At 43.1% G+C, this 17,612-nt stretch carries 16 protein-coding genes and 1 pseudogene; 7 read left to right on the plus strand and 10 right to left on the minus strand.

From position 1 onward, the window contains the following. Positions 1-52 precede the first annotated feature (52 nt). The gene (locus tag V7K40_RS09020; RefSeq protein ID WP_334958689.1) at positions 53-1,375 is read left to right on the plus strand and encodes an ABC transporter substrate-binding protein; all 1,323 of its coding nucleotides are present in this window, start codon (positions 53-55) and stop codon (positions 1,373-1,375) included. Between the two features lie 403 nt (positions 1,376-1,778). Here the strand turns inward: V7K40_RS09020 and V7K40_RS09025 are convergent, their stop codons facing one another. Continuing rightward, positions 1,779-2,627 carry a hypothetical protein gene (locus V7K40_RS09025; protein WP_334958691.1) on the minus strand — a complete coding sequence of 283 codons (849 nt, stop codon included), beginning with the start codon at positions 2,625-2,627 and terminating at the stop codon, positions 1,779-1,781. Between the two features lie 1,026 nt (positions 2,628-3,653). On the opposite strand from V7K40_RS09025, the gene V7K40_RS09030 reads away from it, so the two are divergent. Then, complete coding sequence (locus V7K40_RS09030) at positions 3,654-3,971, plus strand: hypothetical protein (protein WP_273765957.1); 318 nt, start codon at positions 3,654-3,656, stop codon at positions 3,969-3,971. 453 nt (positions 3,972-4,424) lie between these two features. Continuing rightward, a complete protein-coding gene (locus V7K40_RS09035) occupies positions 4,425-6,152 on the plus strand; it encodes a succinate dehydrogenase/fumarate reductase flavoprotein subunit (protein WP_334958693.1) in 1,728 nt (575 codons plus the stop codon). Positions 6,153-6,234: 82 nt separating this feature from the next. Here V7K40_RS09035 and V7K40_RS09040 read toward each other — a convergent pair whose 3' ends face one another. From V7K40_RS09040 to V7K40_RS09050, 3 genes are all read right to left on the minus strand, one after another. Then, the gene (locus V7K40_RS09040) at positions 6,235-6,435 is read right to left on the minus strand and encodes a hypothetical protein (RefSeq protein WP_334958695.1); all 201 of its coding nucleotides are present in this window, start codon (positions 6,433-6,435) and stop codon (positions 6,235-6,237) included. A gap of 15 nt (positions 6,436-6,450) precedes the next feature. Continuing rightward, the gene (locus tag V7K40_RS09045) at positions 6,451-6,660 is read right to left on the minus strand and encodes a hypothetical protein (RefSeq protein WP_334958697.1); all 210 of its coding nucleotides are present in this window, start codon (positions 6,658-6,660) and stop codon (positions 6,451-6,453) included. A gap of 82 nt (positions 6,661-6,742) precedes the next feature. Beyond that, entirely contained in the window at positions 6,743-7,285 is a 543-nt protein-coding gene (locus V7K40_RS09050; protein ID WP_334958699.1) for a hypothetical protein, read from the minus strand. A gap of 67 nt (positions 7,286-7,352) precedes the next feature. Between V7K40_RS09050 and V7K40_RS09055 the strand changes: the two genes are divergently transcribed. The 3 genes from V7K40_RS09055 to V7K40_RS09065 all read left to right on the plus strand — a co-directional run bounded on the left by V7K40_RS09055 (position 7,353) and on the right by V7K40_RS09065 (position 9,185). Then, complete coding sequence (locus V7K40_RS09055) at positions 7,353-7,535, plus strand: hypothetical protein (RefSeq protein WP_334958701.1); 183 nt, start codon at positions 7,353-7,355, stop codon at positions 7,533-7,535. Continuing rightward, on the plus strand, positions 7,532-7,741 hold the full coding sequence (locus V7K40_RS09060; RefSeq protein WP_298917588.1) for a hypothetical protein: 210 nt from the start codon (positions 7,532-7,534) through the stop codon (positions 7,739-7,741). The genes V7K40_RS09055 and V7K40_RS09060 overlap by 4 nt, the downstream gene beginning before the upstream one ends. 274 nt (positions 7,742-8,015) lie before the next feature. After that, a complete protein-coding gene (locus V7K40_RS09065; protein ID WP_334958706.1) occupies positions 8,016-9,185 on the plus strand; it encodes a homocysteine biosynthesis protein in 1,170 nt (389 codons plus the stop codon). A gap of 101 nt (positions 9,186-9,286) precedes the next feature. On the opposite strand, the gene V7K40_RS09070 is transcribed toward V7K40_RS09065, so the two are convergent. Continuing rightward, the gene (locus V7K40_RS09070; RefSeq protein WP_334958708.1) at positions 9,287-10,309 is read right to left on the minus strand and encodes a hypothetical protein; all 1,023 of its coding nucleotides are present in this window, start codon (positions 10,307-10,309) and stop codon (positions 9,287-9,289) included. A 379-nt stretch (positions 10,310-10,688) separates the two neighbouring features. Here V7K40_RS09070 and V7K40_RS09075 point away from each other — a divergent pair, with 379 nt between their 5' ends. After that, positions 10,689-11,582, plus strand: coding sequence for a tetratricopeptide repeat protein (locus tag V7K40_RS09075; RefSeq protein ID WP_334958710.1), 894 nt, complete (start codon positions 10,689-10,691; stop codon positions 11,580-11,582). Positions 11,583-11,750: 168 nt separating this feature from the next. Here V7K40_RS09075 and V7K40_RS09080 read toward each other — a convergent pair whose 3' ends face one another. From V7K40_RS09080 to V7K40_RS09100, 5 genes and pseudogenes are all read right to left on the minus strand, one after another. Then, complete coding sequence (locus tag V7K40_RS09080) at positions 11,751-12,371, minus strand: TMEM165/GDT1 family protein (protein ID WP_334958712.1); 621 nt, start codon at positions 12,369-12,371, stop codon at positions 11,751-11,753. A gap of 294 nt (positions 12,372-12,665) precedes the next feature. Beyond that, positions 12,666-13,133, minus strand: a pseudogene (locus V7K40_RS09085) (DUF29 domain-containing protein). Beyond that, complete coding sequence (locus tag V7K40_RS09090) at positions 13,130-14,095, minus strand: protochlorophyllide reductase (protein WP_334958713.1); 966 nt, start codon at positions 14,093-14,095, stop codon at positions 13,130-13,132. The pseudogene V7K40_RS09085 and the gene V7K40_RS09090 overlap by 4 nt, the downstream one beginning before the upstream one ends. A gap of 349 nt (positions 14,096-14,444) precedes the next feature. Then, entirely contained in the window at positions 14,445-15,719 is a 1,275-nt protein-coding gene (gene metK, locus V7K40_RS09095) for a methionine adenosyltransferase (protein ID WP_334958715.1), read from the minus strand. A gap of 267 nt (positions 15,720-15,986) precedes the next feature. Continuing rightward, a complete protein-coding gene (locus V7K40_RS09100) occupies positions 15,987-16,991 on the minus strand; it encodes a phosphoribulokinase (protein WP_334958717.1) in 1,005 nt (334 codons plus the stop codon). Between the last annotated feature and the right edge of the window lie 621 nt (positions 16,992-17,612).

Consider the following 17,612-nt stretch of genomic DNA (forward strand, 5'->3'; position numbering starts at 1 on the left):
AGTTTGAATCTTACTTTTAAGCTCCTAAATATCTGAGGAGTAAAAGTGATTTATGAAAAAAATTAGCGCCGCCTTAACCTTTAGCATAGCTACCCTAGCAATTGGGTTCCTGGTTGGGGCTTGTGGTGATACTAGTACCCCCAATAGCACAGCTAACAATGGAAGTACCGCTACCCCAGCGGCAGATTCAACTACCACAAGCAGTGCTAAAGGGCTAAAAATTGGTTCCCTGCTACCGACAACAGGCGACTTGGCTTCTGTCGGACAACAGATGCTAGGTTCTGTCCCTTTACTTGTCGATACAGTCAACGCTTGCGGTGGTGTCAATGGCGAACCAGTGACCTTGGTGCAAGTAGACGACCAAACCGACCCCAGAGCTGGTGCTGCGGGTATGACCAAATTAGCAACTTTAGATAAAGTAGCAGGTGTAGTTGGTTCCTTTGCCAGTAGTGTTTCTAGTGCAGCAGTCTCCATTGCCACGCCGAATAAAGTCATGCTGGTTTCTCCTGGTAGTACCAGTCCCGTCTTTACTGAAAAGGCCCAAAAGGGTGACTTTAAAGGCTTTTGGGCGCGTACTGCTCCCCCCGATACTTACCAAGCACTGGCATTAGCCCAACTTGCCAATCAAAAAGGTTTCAAGCGAATTTCTACAGTTGTGATTAATAATGACTATGGCGTTGGCTTTGAAAAAGCATTTGTGCAAACTTTTGAAAAATTGGGTGGAACCATCGTTAATAAAGATAAGCCTGTTCGCTACGACCCGAAAGCGCAGACTTTTGATACAGAAGCAGCTGCTGCATTTGCTGGTAAGCCAGATGCTGTGCTGGCCGTACTATACGCTGAAACTGGCAGTCTGTTCCTGAAAGCCGCTTATCAACAAAGCGTGGCTAAGGGAGTACAGATTCTGCTTACAGATGGTGTGAAATCACCTACTTTCCCAGAACAAGTTGGCAAAGGCAGTGACGGCAAGTATATCTTAACCGGAGCGATCGGTACAGTACCTGGTTCTGATGGTAAAGCACTCTTAGCTTTCAACAAACTGTGGAAGGATAAAAAGGGTAGTGCACCAGGGGAATATGCTCCTCAAACTTGGGATGCAACTGCCTTATTGACGTTGGCAGCTCAAGCAGCTAAAGAAAATACAGGTGTTGGTATAGCCAGTAAAATCCGTGAAGTCGCTGATGGGCCTGGTACAGAAGTTACTGATGTCTGCGAGGGACTGAAGTTACTTAAAGATGGTAAGAAGATTAACTATCAAGGAGCCAGTGGCAACGTAGATGTTGATGCTAACGGCGATGTCGTTGGTGTATACGATGTTTGGACAGTAGGAGACGATGGCAAAATCAAAGTAATTGGCAAAGTTACCCCCAAGTAGAAAGTTAGCAGTTATGAGTTATGAGTGAAACATTACTAACTCATAACTCATAACTCTTAGAGGATATTTTAAAAGTATTACTGCTAACACTAAAATCTCGAAAACCTAACCCCCAGCCCCGATTCTCTACAAGTGAATTAGGGTTTCAAAGCTTCTCGACCTTTCGGGAGAGAGGAATGGAAGCAGAGTTTATAGTATACTTTACGACTTTCCAAACATCCTCTTAACTCGACTTTATCCAAAATTAAGAACTCGGTTTTCTTTATCCGGCAAAAACCCTGGCTTTTCGGCAAATACTTTTCCACTTCACAGATTATCGCTGAAATTAAAAAAGTAAAACTACCGAACCACAGAGGTTTCAATGATAGCAATCACGTTGCGAAAAAAATGGATAAAGTCGAGCTTAAAAGCCAGTGAAGTTGTAACCAACTCCTAACAACAAGCCCACATCAGTTTCATCGAAAAATCCGGCATTCACAGCGGCCGTTGCCGTGAATTGAGGAGTTAGAGGCACATCAATCCCACCAGTTATTAAAAAGGCAAATTGCGAATCATCACCGGTTTTGTAAGCTCCACCCACTCCGACGTAAGGTGCAATAGCTAACGGTTCGCTAAAAGCATCTGCTGATTTGAAGGTAAAATCGTAAGTGATCGGAAGTAAAATAGTAGTGTTGTCTCCAAATACGGCTGAGGGTCGCACCGATATAGAATTTGTCAGTCCGATTTTGCTGACTACCGCGAAGTTACCGTCGCCCAAAGACGAGTCAGCATCACCACTCAAACCAATGTTAGCAGCGACGCCAATATAGCTGCTGCCACCACGGGTGGTAGTTCTACCTAAATCAATATCTGATTGTGCCACTTTGGGAGCTGATGGTTGAGCAGTAGTTTGAGAAGTTGGTTGGATAAACTCAGAAGTGAGCGTTGCAGATGAGGTTGCTACTGTGCCTGGAATGGGTGTAGGCGTTACACTGGCGTTTTCCGGTATTGCAGCGTTGGGGGGCTGCTGTACCTTAGCTAAATTTGTGACTGTAAATGTTTCAGTTGTTTCTGTAGAGAGATTTTGGCTTGCAGTGTTTAGTTCTGTACTAAAGTCGTTGGGAGACGCTACGGTTGCGGAAGGGTCGGTTAATGGCTGACTGCTCACCTTATCAACTGTCTGGGCAATTGCAGATAAGCCGCTACTCAGGACTGTAAGAGCAGCTATACTTGGTAACCAAAAAACACCTTTACGAAGAAAAATAGTATTCACATTCACTCCTAAAACAATATTGCCACGAAAAATAAAGGGTTTTGTTGATTTAAGTCAACAAATTCGGGCAATACTCAAAATTTAACATCAAAAAATCGGTTTTTACATCCTGACTTTGCTGGATTTATCTAGTTAATATTTCCCAGCAAAAAATTAAATACTATATCCTAAATCTCCGGAATTTTACAAATCGCAAAAATTATCTTGGCTTTAAGCAAATAGTCTATTTGTTAAGGAGGTCATTAAGATTGTAAAAACTTTTACCAAAAAACTTAGTCTATATCAACACCAAGCTTTATTAGTCCTGTTTTGCGTAAAAGTGTAGCGTTTTCAATTCAAGGGAACACGTTAACATTAACATTGCATCGGGATGCATTAACATTGCGAGGGGACACATTCACAATGTGGTCGACGCATTAAGATTGCATTGGGATGCATTGGCATTGTAGGGAGACGCATTCACAATGTGGTTGACGCATTAAGATTGCATTGGGATGCATTGGCATTGTAGGGAGACGCATTCACAATGTGGTCGACGCATTAAGATTGTATCGGGATACATTGGCATTGCAGGGAGACGCATTCACAATGTGGTCGACACATTAAGATTGTATCGGGATACATTGGCATTGCAACATATTGCTAAATTTAGTTCGCTATAGAATTAATCAAATGCTGTACTTAGTCTTTGTGCCAACTGTTCAGGACATTGGCTTGAATCTAGGATAGTGCGATAGCCTACGGCATAACACACTCTTGCATTACTAGGTTTTCAGGACTTGTGTGTACACCATAGTACAAGGGAAGGGGGAGAATTCCAAGCTGCGACGACTACAGGAGAAGGATTTCCCATAGAGGATGGTTGGTCTATTTACGCCATGCTGTACTAGGAATTGTGTTTTGTAACAACAGAAAAAGTTGATTGTGAAGTGATATTACGAAGCTTGCAAAAATATTTAGAAATTGTCTAGAAGGTAAACATGGTTCTAACGTAGAACCTATTAGGAGAGACTTGAGGCAAATGTGATGAGCGGAAATAATACTCAAAAGTATCGGTTTGTCTGTACCCTGACTTTCGGTGATATCTACGGTCAAATAATTGTTTGGTTGATTACAATTACCCTAAGTTTGGCATCAGCCTTGGCGCTGATGGGTGCCAAGCGACCCGTATACGCTTTAGCGACAGCGGGTCTTGTCGTTCTGCTTTCGCTACCATTCTTGTTGTTTGCGTTTGTCACTACCTTGTTAAATCATATTGAAGTCACTCCTGTAGGGCCGGGAACCAAAATGGAACCCATACCAGGTAATGTGTCTCAGCAACAACCTGTACAAGCAACTAGCTAAAGAGTTAGGAGTTAGGAGTTAGGAGTACAGACGCGATTAATCGCGTCTGTACAGGAGTTAGGAGTCACTCTATCTGTCCCATAACCCTTCATTTTTAACTTTTGACTCTTAATTTCAAAATTTGTAATAACATCCCTGTCTATAGGCAGGGAATTTTTTTGGAGAGACGCACAGTTGCAACGCACGGGAGCCTCCCAAATATGCAAGTTTGCTTTCTTTCATAAATATTTTGACTTAGACAGGAGAATGAAATAATCAACTGCGCTGGCTTTGCAACGCACTGGCTCCCCATGAGCGAGTGCCGTCACAAAGAACACAAAGGAAAGAGGTTTACTAAAGGGTTTTTGTACTAATCCTGTGTATTTTGGCAAAATTGGGATGCTCCTCAACGCACCGCCTGATTAATCACGTCTCTACAATAGAACAGCAGTGGTTTGCAGTCGGGGGCTAATTATGCTGGAACATGATGTGATTATTGTCGGGGGTGGATTAGCGGGATGTCGCGCTGCTGTGGAAATTGCCCGCACTGACCCTAGTTTAAATATTGCTGTGGTTGCTAAAACCCACCCAATTCGTTCCCACTCGGTCGCGGCTCAAGGTGGTATGGCTGCATCGCTGAAAAATGTTGATTCAGAAGATAGTTGGGAAGCACATGCCTTTGATACTGTCAAGGGTTCTGATTACTTGGCAGACCAAGACGCTGTGGCAATTCTCGCCCAGGAAGCGCCAGATGTGGTGATTGATTTGGAACACATGGGCGTTTTGTTCTCTCGCTTACCTGATGGGCGCATTGCCCAACGGGCTTTTGGCGGACATTCCCACAACCGCACTTGCTACGCTGCGGACAAGACCGGTCATGCGATTTTGCACGAATTGGTTAATAACCTGCGGCGTTATGGCGTACAAGTTTATGAAGAATGGTACGTGATGCGTCTGATATTGTCAGAAAATGAGGCCAAGGGTGTGGTAATGTTCCATCTTTTGGATGGACATATCGAGGTGGTGCGGGCTAAGGCGGTGATGTTTGCCACCGGAGGCTATGGTCGCGTTTATAACACCACCTCTAATGATTACGCTTCTTCGGGTGATGGTTTGGCAATGACTGCGATCGCAGGTTTGCCGCTCGAAGATATGGAATTTGTCCAATTTCATCCCACTGGTTTGTATCCGGTAGGGGTGCTGATTTCGGAAGCAGTAAGGGGAGAAGGGGCGTATCTGATTAATAGTGAAGGCGATCGCTTTATGGCGAACTACGCACCCAGTCGCATGGAATTGGCTCCTCGTGATATTACCTCACGAGCGATCGCTTATGAAATTCGTGCTAGTCGTGGTATTCATCTCAATGGTAGCGCTGGTGGCCCCTTTGTCTATCTGGATCTACGGCACATGGGCAAAGAAAAAATTATGAGTCGCGTCCCCTTCTGTTGGGAAGAAGCACACCGTTTGGTAGGTGTTGACGCGGTAACTCAACCTATGCCAGTCCGCCCGACAATTCACTATTGTATGGGTGGTATCCCAGTTAATACTGATGGGCAAGTCCGCAGCAGTGGTGATGGTCTAGTTGATGCTTTCTTTGCTGCTGGCGAAACATCTTGTGTTTCCGTACATGGTGCTAATCGCTTGGGGAGTAATTCTCTGCTAGAATGTGTCGTTTATGGCAAGAGAACTGGGGCTGCGATCGCCCAATTTGTGCAAAAACGGAAGTTCCCTTCTGTAGATGAGCAACGCTATGTAACGGAAGCCCAGCAGCAAATTCAAGGTTTGCTAGAACAACCAGGGCAGTACCGCATTAATCATGTCCGTCAAGCCTTCCAGGATTGTATGACTCAGTACTGTGGCGTTTTCCGCACTGAGGCATTAATGAGTCAAGGGTTACACAAATTAGAAGAAATACAACGGCAATTTACGCAAATTTACTTAGATGACAAAGGCAGTTGCTGGAATACTGAACTTGTGGAAGCCTTAGAATTGCGTAGTTTGATGGTAGTGGGACAGACGATTTTAGCATCAGCCCTAAATCGCCAAGAAAGTCGTGGCGCTCATTTCCGCGAAGATTATTCCCAGCGAGATGATGCTAATTTCCTCAAACACACAATGGCTTACTATTCACCAGCAGGAATTGATATACAGTATCGACCAGTGGCGATTACTATGTTTGAGCCAAAAGAGCGGAAGTATTAACCAAAGGTAAATTTATGTGAGAAATCGAGGGGACTACAAAAATTTTGTCCACCTCGATTAAGAATATGAAATGATTAAGTTATCAATCAGAATCTAATTGTTTCTGAATCACAGCTAGTATCTTTTCTTCCCAAGCCGGATCATTTAATTTTATTGCAGCATCACGAGGAGAAGATTTTCGTCTATCCATGTAAGCATAAAAGGCTTCTTTATCATCCCTGTGGGTAAGAAGGTAACTCTTTAGCTCTTGGTTGCTCATTGCTGTATAGTTTACTTGATTCATAGTTCTATACTACATTCATGGTTCTATACTACCATCTGGCTTAATTTCTAGCTCTATTCCTTCATCTTGCCCAGCTAATATAAATATATTGAGCGATCGTTCATCTAATCGCACGATATGAATCGGCTGGAACATCACGTTTGTAAGCTGATGGCAAAGTCTGTATAAGCATTTTAGCTGTTCTGCTGTTGGTTGTAGCTTATCATCTGTTAGTTTTTTTATCATAAATTTTATAGTTATAAATTTTTTGTAACAAATCTAATATAAATCTATCCAACAATTTTCTTACAGTTGTGACTCTCATATCCTAGTTAGGATTCCAAATTAGCTGACCTTTCTCACCGGGATGTGCTGCTCCCTCTTTGTCGCGCCACTCGAAGTGTATTTCAATTGGCATTTTTAAATTTTTTATTAAGTGCAAAGTGTTACGCCAAGCAAGATTTGAATCTACACCTTGTATTGAAATGTTTACCTCTGGCAAATAATGAAAACCAGAGTTAATTTTTTCACCCTTAACAACATGAGCAAGGGTTAGCTTCATGAGTTCGTCTACAGAAAGTCCCTGTTGAATAGCAATTTCGTGTGCTGCATCGACGATTTTGTTCCAGCTCGGTTGATGAATTTTCTGGCCACCCATGACGGCTCGAAGCACTCTGGTATGCTGCAAATTGGTTACAATATCAGGCTCAATAACTCTATTGCTTTCAATTTCAGAAATTTGCTGAGGCTGGTGAAGTGCTTCATATTCATTCAGCAACTTCTCAATAACAGTGATAGGTGTATCCTCAAAAGGTACAGCGATCGCTTGGAGCCTCTTGTAAATAGGATCGGGTATTCTGATAACTGGCATTGTATATAATATGAATTTTCTACATTAAAGTTGTAACACATTACATTAAAATGACAGCAGCCACATCATGCCAACACAGAAACAATCAGATACAGCGATATTTCTTTGCCAGTTACTTTCTAATCTGTATCAGTCCATCCAGGTTTTTCGCTACGACCAAAAGTTAAAAACGCTTTATATTCAAGCTGGTTTGAACGATGAGATTACAGTCATAATTGATCAAGATGGGAATTGGAAATTTGTTCTATGATGCAGAACCTCAACCAGATGACCAATACTGAATTAAAACGGTATATTTCAGAACATAGGAATGAGGAAGAAGCGTTTCGGGCTGCATTACAAGTTTTGATGAGTCGTAGTGACTCTGCTACACAACAACCTTATCCTTTCGATCTTGACAATCCTGAGAGTGAGGTAGAAGCTCTTTTAAGAGAGAAACTCAATCGAAGTGAATGATTGCCTCTGGCCTATAGTTCAAATTGGGGCTTAGATGAATAGGCTAGGTGAAACCTTGAAAACCGTAGTTTTTTGAAATCAAGGTAAAGCTCAGAACTCAAGCCACGACAGAATAATATGCTCTCACTATAAAACTCCTCCTTTTCAAAATGGATGGGGTTTAAACAGTCGCGTAGGATTGGCGACAACTATTTCCAGAAGAAATTATGCAAGAGTCTATGATTTATCAAGATATCCTTCAAAGAGGAAGACAGGAAGCGCTAGCACTGATAAAATGCGAACAATTGCCGAAATTAATGAGAAAATCAGCCGCCAACGTGCGGTAGTGTTGACAACTGAAGAATTAAAAGCACGAGTTGTAGAAATCGGTGTTACTAAAGCTGCTAGAGAAGTTGATGTAATTACCACTGGCACGTTTGAGCCGATGGAATCAAGTGGTGCAATTATCAATCTCGGACATACTGACCCCCCGATAAAAATTCGCCGTTGCTGGTTAGATGGCGTGCCAGCATACTCTGGTTTTGGGGCAGTAGATTTATATTTGGGTGCGAGTTGTGCTGTGGAAACGCTGGATGGGGAAGAAGTCCGAGAACGCGGCGGCGGTCATGTAATCGAAGATTTGATCGCTGGTAAACCTATACACGTCAAAGCACAGGGACAAGTAACAGATTGTTATCCTAGAGCAACTTTTGAAACTACAGTTACTAGTGACACAATTAATCAATTTTATTTATTCAATCCGCGCAATCTTTATCAAAATTTTATTGTTGGGGTAAATGGGGGCGATCGCCCTCTCTTCACCTATCTCGGCCCTTTACAACCACGTCTGGGGAATGCCGTTTACTCTAACCCCGGTGCTATTTCCCCCTTATTCAACGACCCCGATTTGCAACTCGTTGGTATAGGTACAAGAATTTTTTTAGGCGGCGGTGTTGGCTATGTCGCTTGGGAAGGTACTCAGCACTTCCCCTTACAAAAGCGTTTAGCTAATCGGACACCGATTGGACCTTCCGCCACTTTAGCTTTAATTGGTGATGCCAAACAAATGGATGCTCATTGGGTGCGGGGTTGTTATTTCAAAAGTTATGGCCCTTCTTTGATGTTAGGCGTTGGTGTACCACTGCCTGTATTAAATGAACAAGTAGTTGAACACTGTGCCGTGCAAAATAAAGACTTAGTAGCCCCAATAGTGGACTTTTCGATTCCCCGGCGCGTCCGTCCCACCTTTGGTTTAGTGAGTTACGCTCAACTCAAGTCTGGGAGTATCACTATTGAGGGCAAAGCAGTACGCGTTGCCCCTTTAGCGAGTTTGTTTTTTTCTAGGCAAGTCGCCCTAGATCTGAAAAAATGGATCGAAGCAGGTACATTTACCCTTACAGAACCAGTTTCCCCAATTCCGATGGAGCGATCTTTTCTACCCCAAGACCGTCGAACGGATTTTTGATATTGGGGACTTCAGTCGAAGATTTTAGATTAAAGAATTGAAATTTAATCTAAAATCATCAATTCCATTATCCAAAATTGAATTGCCCCATGCCTAAAGCCTTACTCTTGATTTGGTTTTGGTCGCTTGATGGGCTTAGGAGTGGGCGTTTTTGGTATAGGTTTTGACACTACAGAGGGGTCGCCGCCTGCGCCTGTCTTCTTGATGGGACGAGGGGTTTCGCCACTGCGTTTGGGGAGGAAAGGTTTTCTACCACCACCAGCACCACCACCAGCACGAGGACCACCTTTGAATGGTGGTTTGCGTTTTTTAGGCAAGTCAGCGATCGCCTCAGCTTTTTCTACTATCAAAACGTCAGCTTCCCGCTTGGCTTGGAAGTCCCAGAACTTTCCTACTGCTTTGGTAGTCAGCACACCCCTCAATTTCAACTTAAAATATTTGGGTTTGTCATTTGGTTTGCGTGCAGCCTGCCTAATTTTGACTACTAAACTCTTAGCGTCAAAAGACTGGTATACTACCTCACCACGAACAGAAAAACCACCATCTGCAACTTCTGATGAGGGTATTAAGGCAGTTGTACTTAATTCAGAGTTTTCGGATAAGCCATGATCAGGGGTCTGTACCTCTTGCAACTCTAAGTCTGACTCGTCCTCATCTATTGAGTTTTTAGCCAGATTTTCTGGCTCCCAAACTCCGACGATTTGGATGTGCAAGGTATCATTTTCTTGTCTCGTACGTGGATATACCACCCACAAATGTTCTTTTTCTAAGTCTAGGTGATTCTTAACTAAGCTCATAATCCGGCCTAGGAGGACGGCATTGAGTTCTACACCATCTTTGGTCAGCAGCGTACCTTGAGTAAATTGTTCGCTGCTAGCATGATAGCGACCCCGGACTAACCCGATCGCTCGGTACTGCATCGGTTCGCTGGGAGGCGGAATCGGTTGCTGTCGATTGGCAAACCCATCATTTGAGTCAGTCTCACTGGGTTTGACAGGCGAATTTTCAGATTTAGAGGAGTGGGCTGCTATGTGAACATTAGCGGCTGCCTCTACGTTAGTTGGGCCCTGGTTAGAGGCAGAAGAATTGGAGGATTCAGGCAACGGCATCAGGTCGGAATTCATAAAAACTCCTTGCGGCACAGACACATCCCATTGTGGGATTTAACAAAGGCAGCTGGAAAGAGCATTTGTGCGACTAATGAAAATATATTTGCTTTTCACAAAGTCACACTAGGGTACTCTATACAATACTAAAGGCGCTAAATTTAGTGTGATAAACACTAAATGTGTAATTTAGCGCCTTTACACTAGTTTCGGAAGCATATCATAGCTACAATACTGACGGCTCCTCCTAAAGTCATCACTTACTTTAGCAGTGTAGATAGTTAATTGTTATAAAATTCACAGGCAATTGGCGGTATTCCGCAAAGTTTTGGAAATTTTTAACTTTACGATTTGTGTAAATAATAATGTCATTAAAATTTAGGAGAAAGACAAAATTGTGTCTCAACCGCGCAATCGTTGGATAGTTCAAGTCGTCTTGGCGCTGGCAATTCTTGCTTTTGTGGGTGTTTCGGTGATTCCCATAATTGGAGCATTTAATAATACGCCACCCTCAAGCCAAAATGCAGCTAGCAGCAGAGGCACTTTGACCTCCGCTGACCAAAAATCAAAACTGGAAGACGAAGTACGGGGTTATGAACAGGTTTTGCAAAGGGAACCAGAAAATCAGACTGCGCTTAAGGGGTTATTGCAGGCGCGGCTACAACTACTGAGTCAAAAAGAAAAAAGCGAGGTTAAACCAGCTGATATCCAAGTCGTCATTGAACCCCTAGAAAAGCTAGCCAAGCTGAATCCGGAACAGTCAGAATATTCAGTACTACTGGCTCAAGCCAAACAGCAAATTGGCGATCGCGAAGGAGCCGCTCAAGCTTATCGCTCGGTTTTGTCCACGAAACCAGGCGATTTGAAGGCTTTACAAGGAATGGTGGCTCTGTTGATCAGTCAGCAACGCCCAGAAGCGGCCATTGGTTTGCTGCAAGAAACCCTCTCTAACGCAGCCCAAGCAAATACAATTCAGTCTGGAAGTGTAGATACAGTAGCTGTACAAGTACTGTTAGGTTCTGTTCACGCTTCCCAGAAACGCTACGCTCAAGCTAGCTCTGTATATGACCAAGCAATTAAGAAAGATCCCAAAGATTTTCGCCCCGTTGTGGCAAAAGCGATGCTCCTAAAACAACAAGGTAAAGACGCAGATGCAAAACTTTTGTTTAATAGTGCCGCAGCTTTAGCACCTGCTCAGTACAAAGATGAAATTAAAAACGCAGCAACGGCTTCCCCTATCCCAAATCCTGCTCCATCTCCCGCACCATCATTGGAGAGTACTCCCAAGTAATGGCATTGGGCAATTCAATTTTGGATAATGGAATTGATAATTTTAGATTAAATTTCAATTCTTTAATCCAAAATCGTTCGACTGAGCGTAGCCGTTCGCGTAGCGTTCCGCAGGAAAGTCTAAAATCTAAAATTCTTACTCCCCAGTCTCCTCGTCCCCCTTATCCCCTCACGCTCCTTCAATGGCAGCAACAACACCAAAGACCAAAAACAGGCATCCGCCAATCAAGGTGAGTTGACGCTCAGAAATGCGTCCAGCAATCATTTTTCCGCCGATAACTGCGATCGCAGCACAAATGGCATGTCCGAAAATTGCACCTATTGTCACTCCAATTGGATTATTTCCAGCTGCTAGGGCAATGGTGGCAATTTGGGTGCGATCGCCCCACTCTGCCATAAATGTCAATACAAAGGCTTCTATTACAATTCCCAAGGAAGTCTTTTGCTTCGGTAGCTGCAAATCTACTTTTTTCACCGCAGCTTCAGCCTCTTGTATAACTTCTGTATCACAAGCTGCTGCGGACATCTTACTAGCGTCGTATAACAACTTGATACCAAAGGCAATAAACAAAACTATTTCGGCGTAATGAATATAATTTTTTGGCAACAAAGATACTGCTTGTCCAAATACCACCGAAAGGATTGTCATCGCGGCTAAAGCGGCTGTCACACCTGTAAATACTAGTCGCCGCGAGTGGTGCATTGCCAAAATCACAGCAATAAAAAATGTTTTATCGCCTAATTCTGAAACTGTAATTAATAATAAAGCTGCGGTAAAAGCTGTTAACACTCTCTCAAGCTCCTGAAGAATCGTTTACCGATGTGAAGCTTGATGAGAACCAAAAGACCTCACCAAGTTTACACTTTTCGGTGTGAACTTAGTGAAGGTCTCGCTTTCAAATATTTATTACTTGCCACCTGAACCAGGCTCATCGCCAGTATGTTGATTCAGATGTACTGGCTTTTAAGTTTTTTTGCCAGCAGCTACTCCCCTTCTATGCGATCGTAATTGTATATCTGTTACAGGTAGAAGTCAAGATTAGGGAATAGAGAGTAAAGCGGCACATACAGCCCGATTCAGTGCTTACTGAGGTAAAAACTCATCATTTGTGACTACTGGTGGCCGGTATGGACATAGTACAGGAAAGGATTTCACTGACAAACCAGTTTCAACTTTTGCTTGCTTAACCGCTTGTGCATAACACTCTGCAAAAACGATTTCAAGATAGGATTTGAGACTAGGCGAATCATCTAAAGCTTCTTTAACACGTCTACGATGTTCAATAATGCTTCCTTTACAACTACCACTTCTTTTTTCCGGTTAAAATTGCCAATTGAGCAAATGCACCAGAATTACAATCAGATTACTTTTGAAACTTCGACGCTCACTCCTTCCCATGTCGGCAATTTCTTCGATGACGTTCTCCCAATCCACCTTCGTATAGTCCTGACTTTGCAATTTTTCCACAGTCGTTTCTATCCATTGCAAGTAATCAGTCTCATATAGCCTTTGGGAATGTGCCTTTAGGGAAGACATAGCAGTTTTTATCATGCAAGTCCAACCAACTTGGCGCTTAGTTGCCACATGCGATCGCCTTTTTCATCATCACGCGCTTGAGGAGAAACCTTTTGAACAAAGGATTTGCCATCTTCCTTCTGGCGATTTCCCCAACTCCAATAAGCACCAGATTGATTGTACTCAGGATCAGCAACCACCGCCGCAACCCGTTCTCCCGCCAACTCCTGAGACACATATCCCCCAGTGATGTACTTCTGGAATAATGGGAAGATTTTCTGAAACAGGGGATAGTGGTTTCTAAATAGCGGCGTTTCTGCAACACATCCCGGATAGAGAGAATTGAAGACGATACCAGTTGACTCGTGATAGCGCTGATGCAGTTCCCGCATAGTCAGCACATTGCAAACCTTGCTGTCCTTATAAGCTTTGACTGGTTCAAATTTATTGCCGTCAATCATCGAGATTGGCTCTTTAAATCCTTCTGCAAAGCCTTGCAAATCGCCCAAGTCTGGACGCGGCGGAATTTTCCCACCCAGTTCGTCAGGATTGTGGGTGACAGTTCCTAAAATTACCAGCCTTGGCTCTGAAGATGATGACTTCTTCAGATCCTCTAGCATTAGGTTGCACAAAAGGAAATGTCCGAGGTGATTTGTCGCAACACTTAACTCAAATCCTTCTGGGCTTCGCAGTGGCTCCTTTAACAAAGGCATATAAATTGCAGCGTTGCACACCAAAGCGTCTAGGGAGTTACCGCTTGCTCGGAAGTTCTTCACAAATTGTCGAACGCTATCCATTGAGCCAAGGTCGATATGCATGATAGTGTAGCTGCCCTGGTGGGGGATTCCCACAGATTGGGCTGCAAGTTGAGCTTTCGCTATATCCCTACAGGCCATCACTACGTACCATCCCCTTAGAGCAAGAGCCTTGGCAGCGGACAAACCGACCCCTGAAGAGGCACCTGTGATTACAACCGTTGACTTCCTATCCTGTACCATTCTATTCAGACTCTGTTAATCACCTTTTACTATCCTCAGGATTTTACATCACTGAGTTACCACCTCTGATTGTTCGAGGTGTTATGCTTGGCGATCGCTTCTCACTAAATAACAGGTTATTTCAAAGCTGTATATATCTCCAAAATCAAGACCGTATTGTCGGTTTGATGTTCTGACTGACTATAGTGTTAAGGGTGTTTATACTTGTAGAGCGAAATTTCGCGTTTAAAATTTTCACTGATAATTCTTAACTGACGACAGTTGAAAGATAAATAAGGGTATAAGCAAGTTGTTAAGTTGCTTATACCCTTAGATAAACATGTTAGATGTTTTGTAGTAACGTATTAGTCTAAGTTAGTACCGGAGCAATTACTGCCGAAAGTGACTCGTTTGCTGCTTGCTTCAACAATTCGGCTTTATCAGTCTGTTCCCAGGGCAAGTCTAAATCAGCCCGTCCAAAATGACCGTAAGCCGCGACGTCCTGATAAAAACGTCCGCCTCGTTCACTTGGTAAGTTGCGTAAGTTGAAGGTATGGATAATTCCTGCTGGACGCAGTTCAAAGTGCTGGTTGATTAATTCCAGTAAGGTTTCTTCATCTACTTTGCCAGTGCCAAAGGTATCCACCAGAATGCTTGTTGGTCGTGCTACGCCAATAGCATAAGATAGCTGGATTTCAACTTTGTCTGCTAACCCAGCGGCAACAATATTTTTCGCCACATAGCGAGCCGCATAGGCAGCAGAGCGGTCTACCTTGGTGGGGTCTTTACCGGAAAAAGCACCGCCACCATGCCGTGAATAACCACCGTAGGTGTCAACGATTATTTTCCGTCCTGTCAAACCAGAGTCTCCCTGAGGTCCACCAACGACAAATTTGCCAGTGGGGTTAACTAAAAAACGTGTTTCCTGATTAGGCTTAATGTCAATGTCGCCAAAAACAGGTTCGACCACTGCTGACCAGAGGTCTTGTTTAATCTTGGCTTGTACCGCCGCCTCATCTGTAATTTCCCCAATAGTGGCTGTATGCTGAGTGGAAATCAGGATAGTATCAATGCCTACAGGGCGGCCGTCTTCGTAAACCACAGTTACTTGGGTTTTGCCGTCAGGACGCAGGTATGGTAGTTCACCCGTTTTCCGGACTGCTGCTAATCGGCGAGCAATGCGGTGGGCGAGACTGATGGGTAAGGGCATCAGTTCTGGTGTTTCGTTGCTGGCAAAACCGAACATTATACCTTGATCGCCCGCACCAATTTTGTCGAATAGTTGATCACTATCTTCCTGACGGGTTTCTTGGGCGGTGTTAACGCCTTGGGCTATATCAGGTGATTGTTCGTCTAAAGCTACCAAAACGCTGGTGCTGTTAGCAGAAAAGCCATTATCAGCATTGGTATAGCCAATTTCAGCAATTTTTTTGCGGGCAAGATTAACGAAATTCACATTGGCTTTGGTGGTTATTTCACCAGTGATTAGCACCAAACCAGTGTTAACTACTACTTCAGCGGCGACACGGCTGCTGGGGTCTTGTGTCAGTAAGGCATCCAGAATGGTATCAGAAATCTGATCGCAGATTTTATCAGGATGACCTTCGGTAACTGACTCGGAGGTAAATAGATATCGACGAGACAAAGGAAATTCCTCCTTTATTGAGTTTTTTTAGCTGACTAAATGTGTGTATTTAGTTCAACTATCTAATTTATGAAATCATAACAATATTTATACTTCAGTAGTTAGTATCTTCTTAATATTAATAAAAACCACTATCTATAAGGTAAGTATCTGTAAATAAGATAAATTTATGCTAATTATTTTGTGGACAAAATGTATTTAATAACACAAAAAAAAGGAGGACACCCAGAAGCGCCCCCAAAAACTTTGACACAAACACTGCTGCTTTTAAACCTGAACCGCTAACTTTGCTTCCGTAGCTGTCAACCGCTCATAGGCAGCACGCATTTTCAAACCTGTAAGTACTTGGAAGAAACCAGTACCATTATTGGAACCTGGATATTCACGATGCTGGAGTAACAAATGAGTCAATTCACCCTGATATTTTGTGGATGTATTGCTGAGATGAGTTTCGATATAAATTACTTCTTCCAAGTTATCGAATTGACCATCAACCTCTAGTACTGAGACATAGCGGCCGTAGTAAACATCTGAACCGTAGTACAGTTGCATACCAGGGTAGGAACAGGTCAGCTTGCGTCCACAGGGAGTCCAATTAATTGTTGACCCTTCATCAAACAGGTAGGTTGGATCAAAGCCTTCTTTACCTTCCCGCTGGAGCATACGTACCCTTAAGACTCTGCGCTCGGTGTCGTTTTTGATCAAGTTCGTTGGTAATACCTGAAGAACTACATCGGCAAATTCTCTTTGTGGTTCGATAAACTTATCAAAGTCAGGTTTGCGAGAATTGATTTGCGCTAACACATCTTCGTAACGATGACCACGTTCAGCCATATCTCGCTGAATTTTCCAAGCAATTTTGACTTCATCGCTAATGTCAAAATAAACACTGAAGTCAATTAGCGATCGCACCCGCTCATCATATAAAGGATGCAGTCCTTCAATAACTATAATGCGATTCGGCTCGATCCGCTCTGGCGGATCAAGCAAGCCGGTTTCATGGTTGTAAATCGGCTTATCAATCCCTTGACCACTTTTGAGCGCTTTAATTTGCTCATACATCAGGTCAAAATTGTTCGCCCTGGGGTCTAATGCAGTTATCCCAGTTTCTTTACGCTGTTTGCGATCTAGGGAGTGATAGTCATCCAAGCAGATGACTGTCATTAAATCTTCACCAAACAAATCTATCAAACGACGCAAAAACGTAGATTTACCGCACCCAGAGTCTCCGGCTACTCCAATCAGTACCACGCGTTCCGACTTACTTGTCATAAATCTCCTCTAAAATACTAAAATTGTGTCAATATTTTTTCACACAGCAGATTCTGAAGCCAGGAGTTTACCCCTTTGGTTTATCCTGCGTTCTTGCTACCTAGCACATCTATAAGACACCAAGCGGGTAGGCAACAAAGTAATTAAGTTGCTACTCGTCGGACTAGCCTGAATGTTGGTGCCGGTAAGTATTTAATCCTAGTGGTGTATTTGATTTTAACAGAAGGGGGTATTCCATACAAGATTGCTGTCTAGAAGAATTAGCGTGGTTCATCAATCATTTTGTTGATTTAGCTGTTAATTTAAAAATGGGGATCAGCACCGCCCATCAGTGTTGTACCTCTGTCAAGCTACTACTTGTGATATATAATCAAGTCTATAAGGTATAATTTATTATTGCCACGAATTTGTTGATCTTCTTAAATTGTAATTCCGCCTTGACAATGCCTAAGATATTCAAAGCAAAAATCTATCTAACGAATGAGTAAAAAAAATTGCATTAGTCAAATTATTGGCTGTAAACTACATACACTGACCAGACTTGGGGCAAAATCCCTTGTTAAAGGTAGGCAAACTGACGCCACAATGTACTAGTGATCTAATTATCTATAGACAGGTGAT

Origin of the sequence: Nostoc sp. (assembly GCF_036917195.1) — a bacterium.
Taxonomy (GTDB): Bacteria; Cyanobacteriota; Cyanobacteriia; order Cyanobacteriales; family Nostocaceae; genus Nostoc.

What these genes read in the sequence shown, in the direction of transcription:
- V7K40_RS09020 (WP_334958689.1), top strand. Translation starts at nt 53, where the DNA reads ATGAAAAAAATTAGCGCCGCCTTAACCTTTAGCATAGCTACCCTAGCA.
- V7K40_RS09100 (WP_334958717.1), bottom strand. Translation starts at nt 16,991, where the DNA reads ATGACAAGTAAGTCGGAACGCGTGGTACTGATTGGAGTAGCCGGAGAC.
- V7K40_RS09060 (WP_298917588.1), top strand. Translation starts at nt 7,532, where the DNA reads ATGATGCAGAACCTCAACCAGATGACCAATACTGAATTAAAACGGTAT.
- V7K40_RS09035 (WP_334958693.1), top strand. Translation starts at nt 4,425, where the DNA reads ATGCTGGAACATGATGTGATTATTGTCGGGGGTGGATTAGCGGGATGT.
- V7K40_RS09045 (WP_334958697.1), bottom strand. Translation starts at nt 6,660, where the DNA reads ATGATAAAAAAACTAACAGATGATAAGCTACAACCAACAGCAGAACAG.
- V7K40_RS09050 (WP_334958699.1), bottom strand. Translation starts at nt 7,285, where the DNA reads ATGCCAGTTATCAGAATACCCGATCCTATTTACAAGAGGCTCCAAGCG.
- V7K40_RS09090 (WP_334958713.1), bottom strand. Translation starts at nt 14,095, where the DNA reads ATGGTACAGGATAGGAAGTCAACGGTTGTAATCACAGGTGCCTCTTCA.
- V7K40_RS09070 (WP_334958708.1), bottom strand. Translation starts at nt 10,309, where the DNA reads ATGAATTCCGACCTGATGCCGTTGCCTGAATCCTCCAATTCTTCTGCC.
- V7K40_RS09055 (WP_334958701.1), top strand. Translation starts at nt 7,353, where the DNA reads ATGCCAACACAGAAACAATCAGATACAGCGATATTTCTTTGCCAGTTA.
- V7K40_RS09065 (WP_334958706.1), top strand. Translation starts at nt 8,016, where the DNA reads ATGCGAACAATTGCCGAAATTAATGAGAAAATCAGCCGCCAACGTGCG.
- V7K40_RS09030 (WP_273765957.1), top strand. Translation starts at nt 3,654, where the DNA reads ATGAGCGGAAATAATACTCAAAAGTATCGGTTTGTCTGTACCCTGACT.
- V7K40_RS09040 (WP_334958695.1), bottom strand. Translation starts at nt 6,435, where the DNA reads ATGAATCAAGTAAACTATACAGCAATGAGCAACCAAGAGCTAAAGAGT.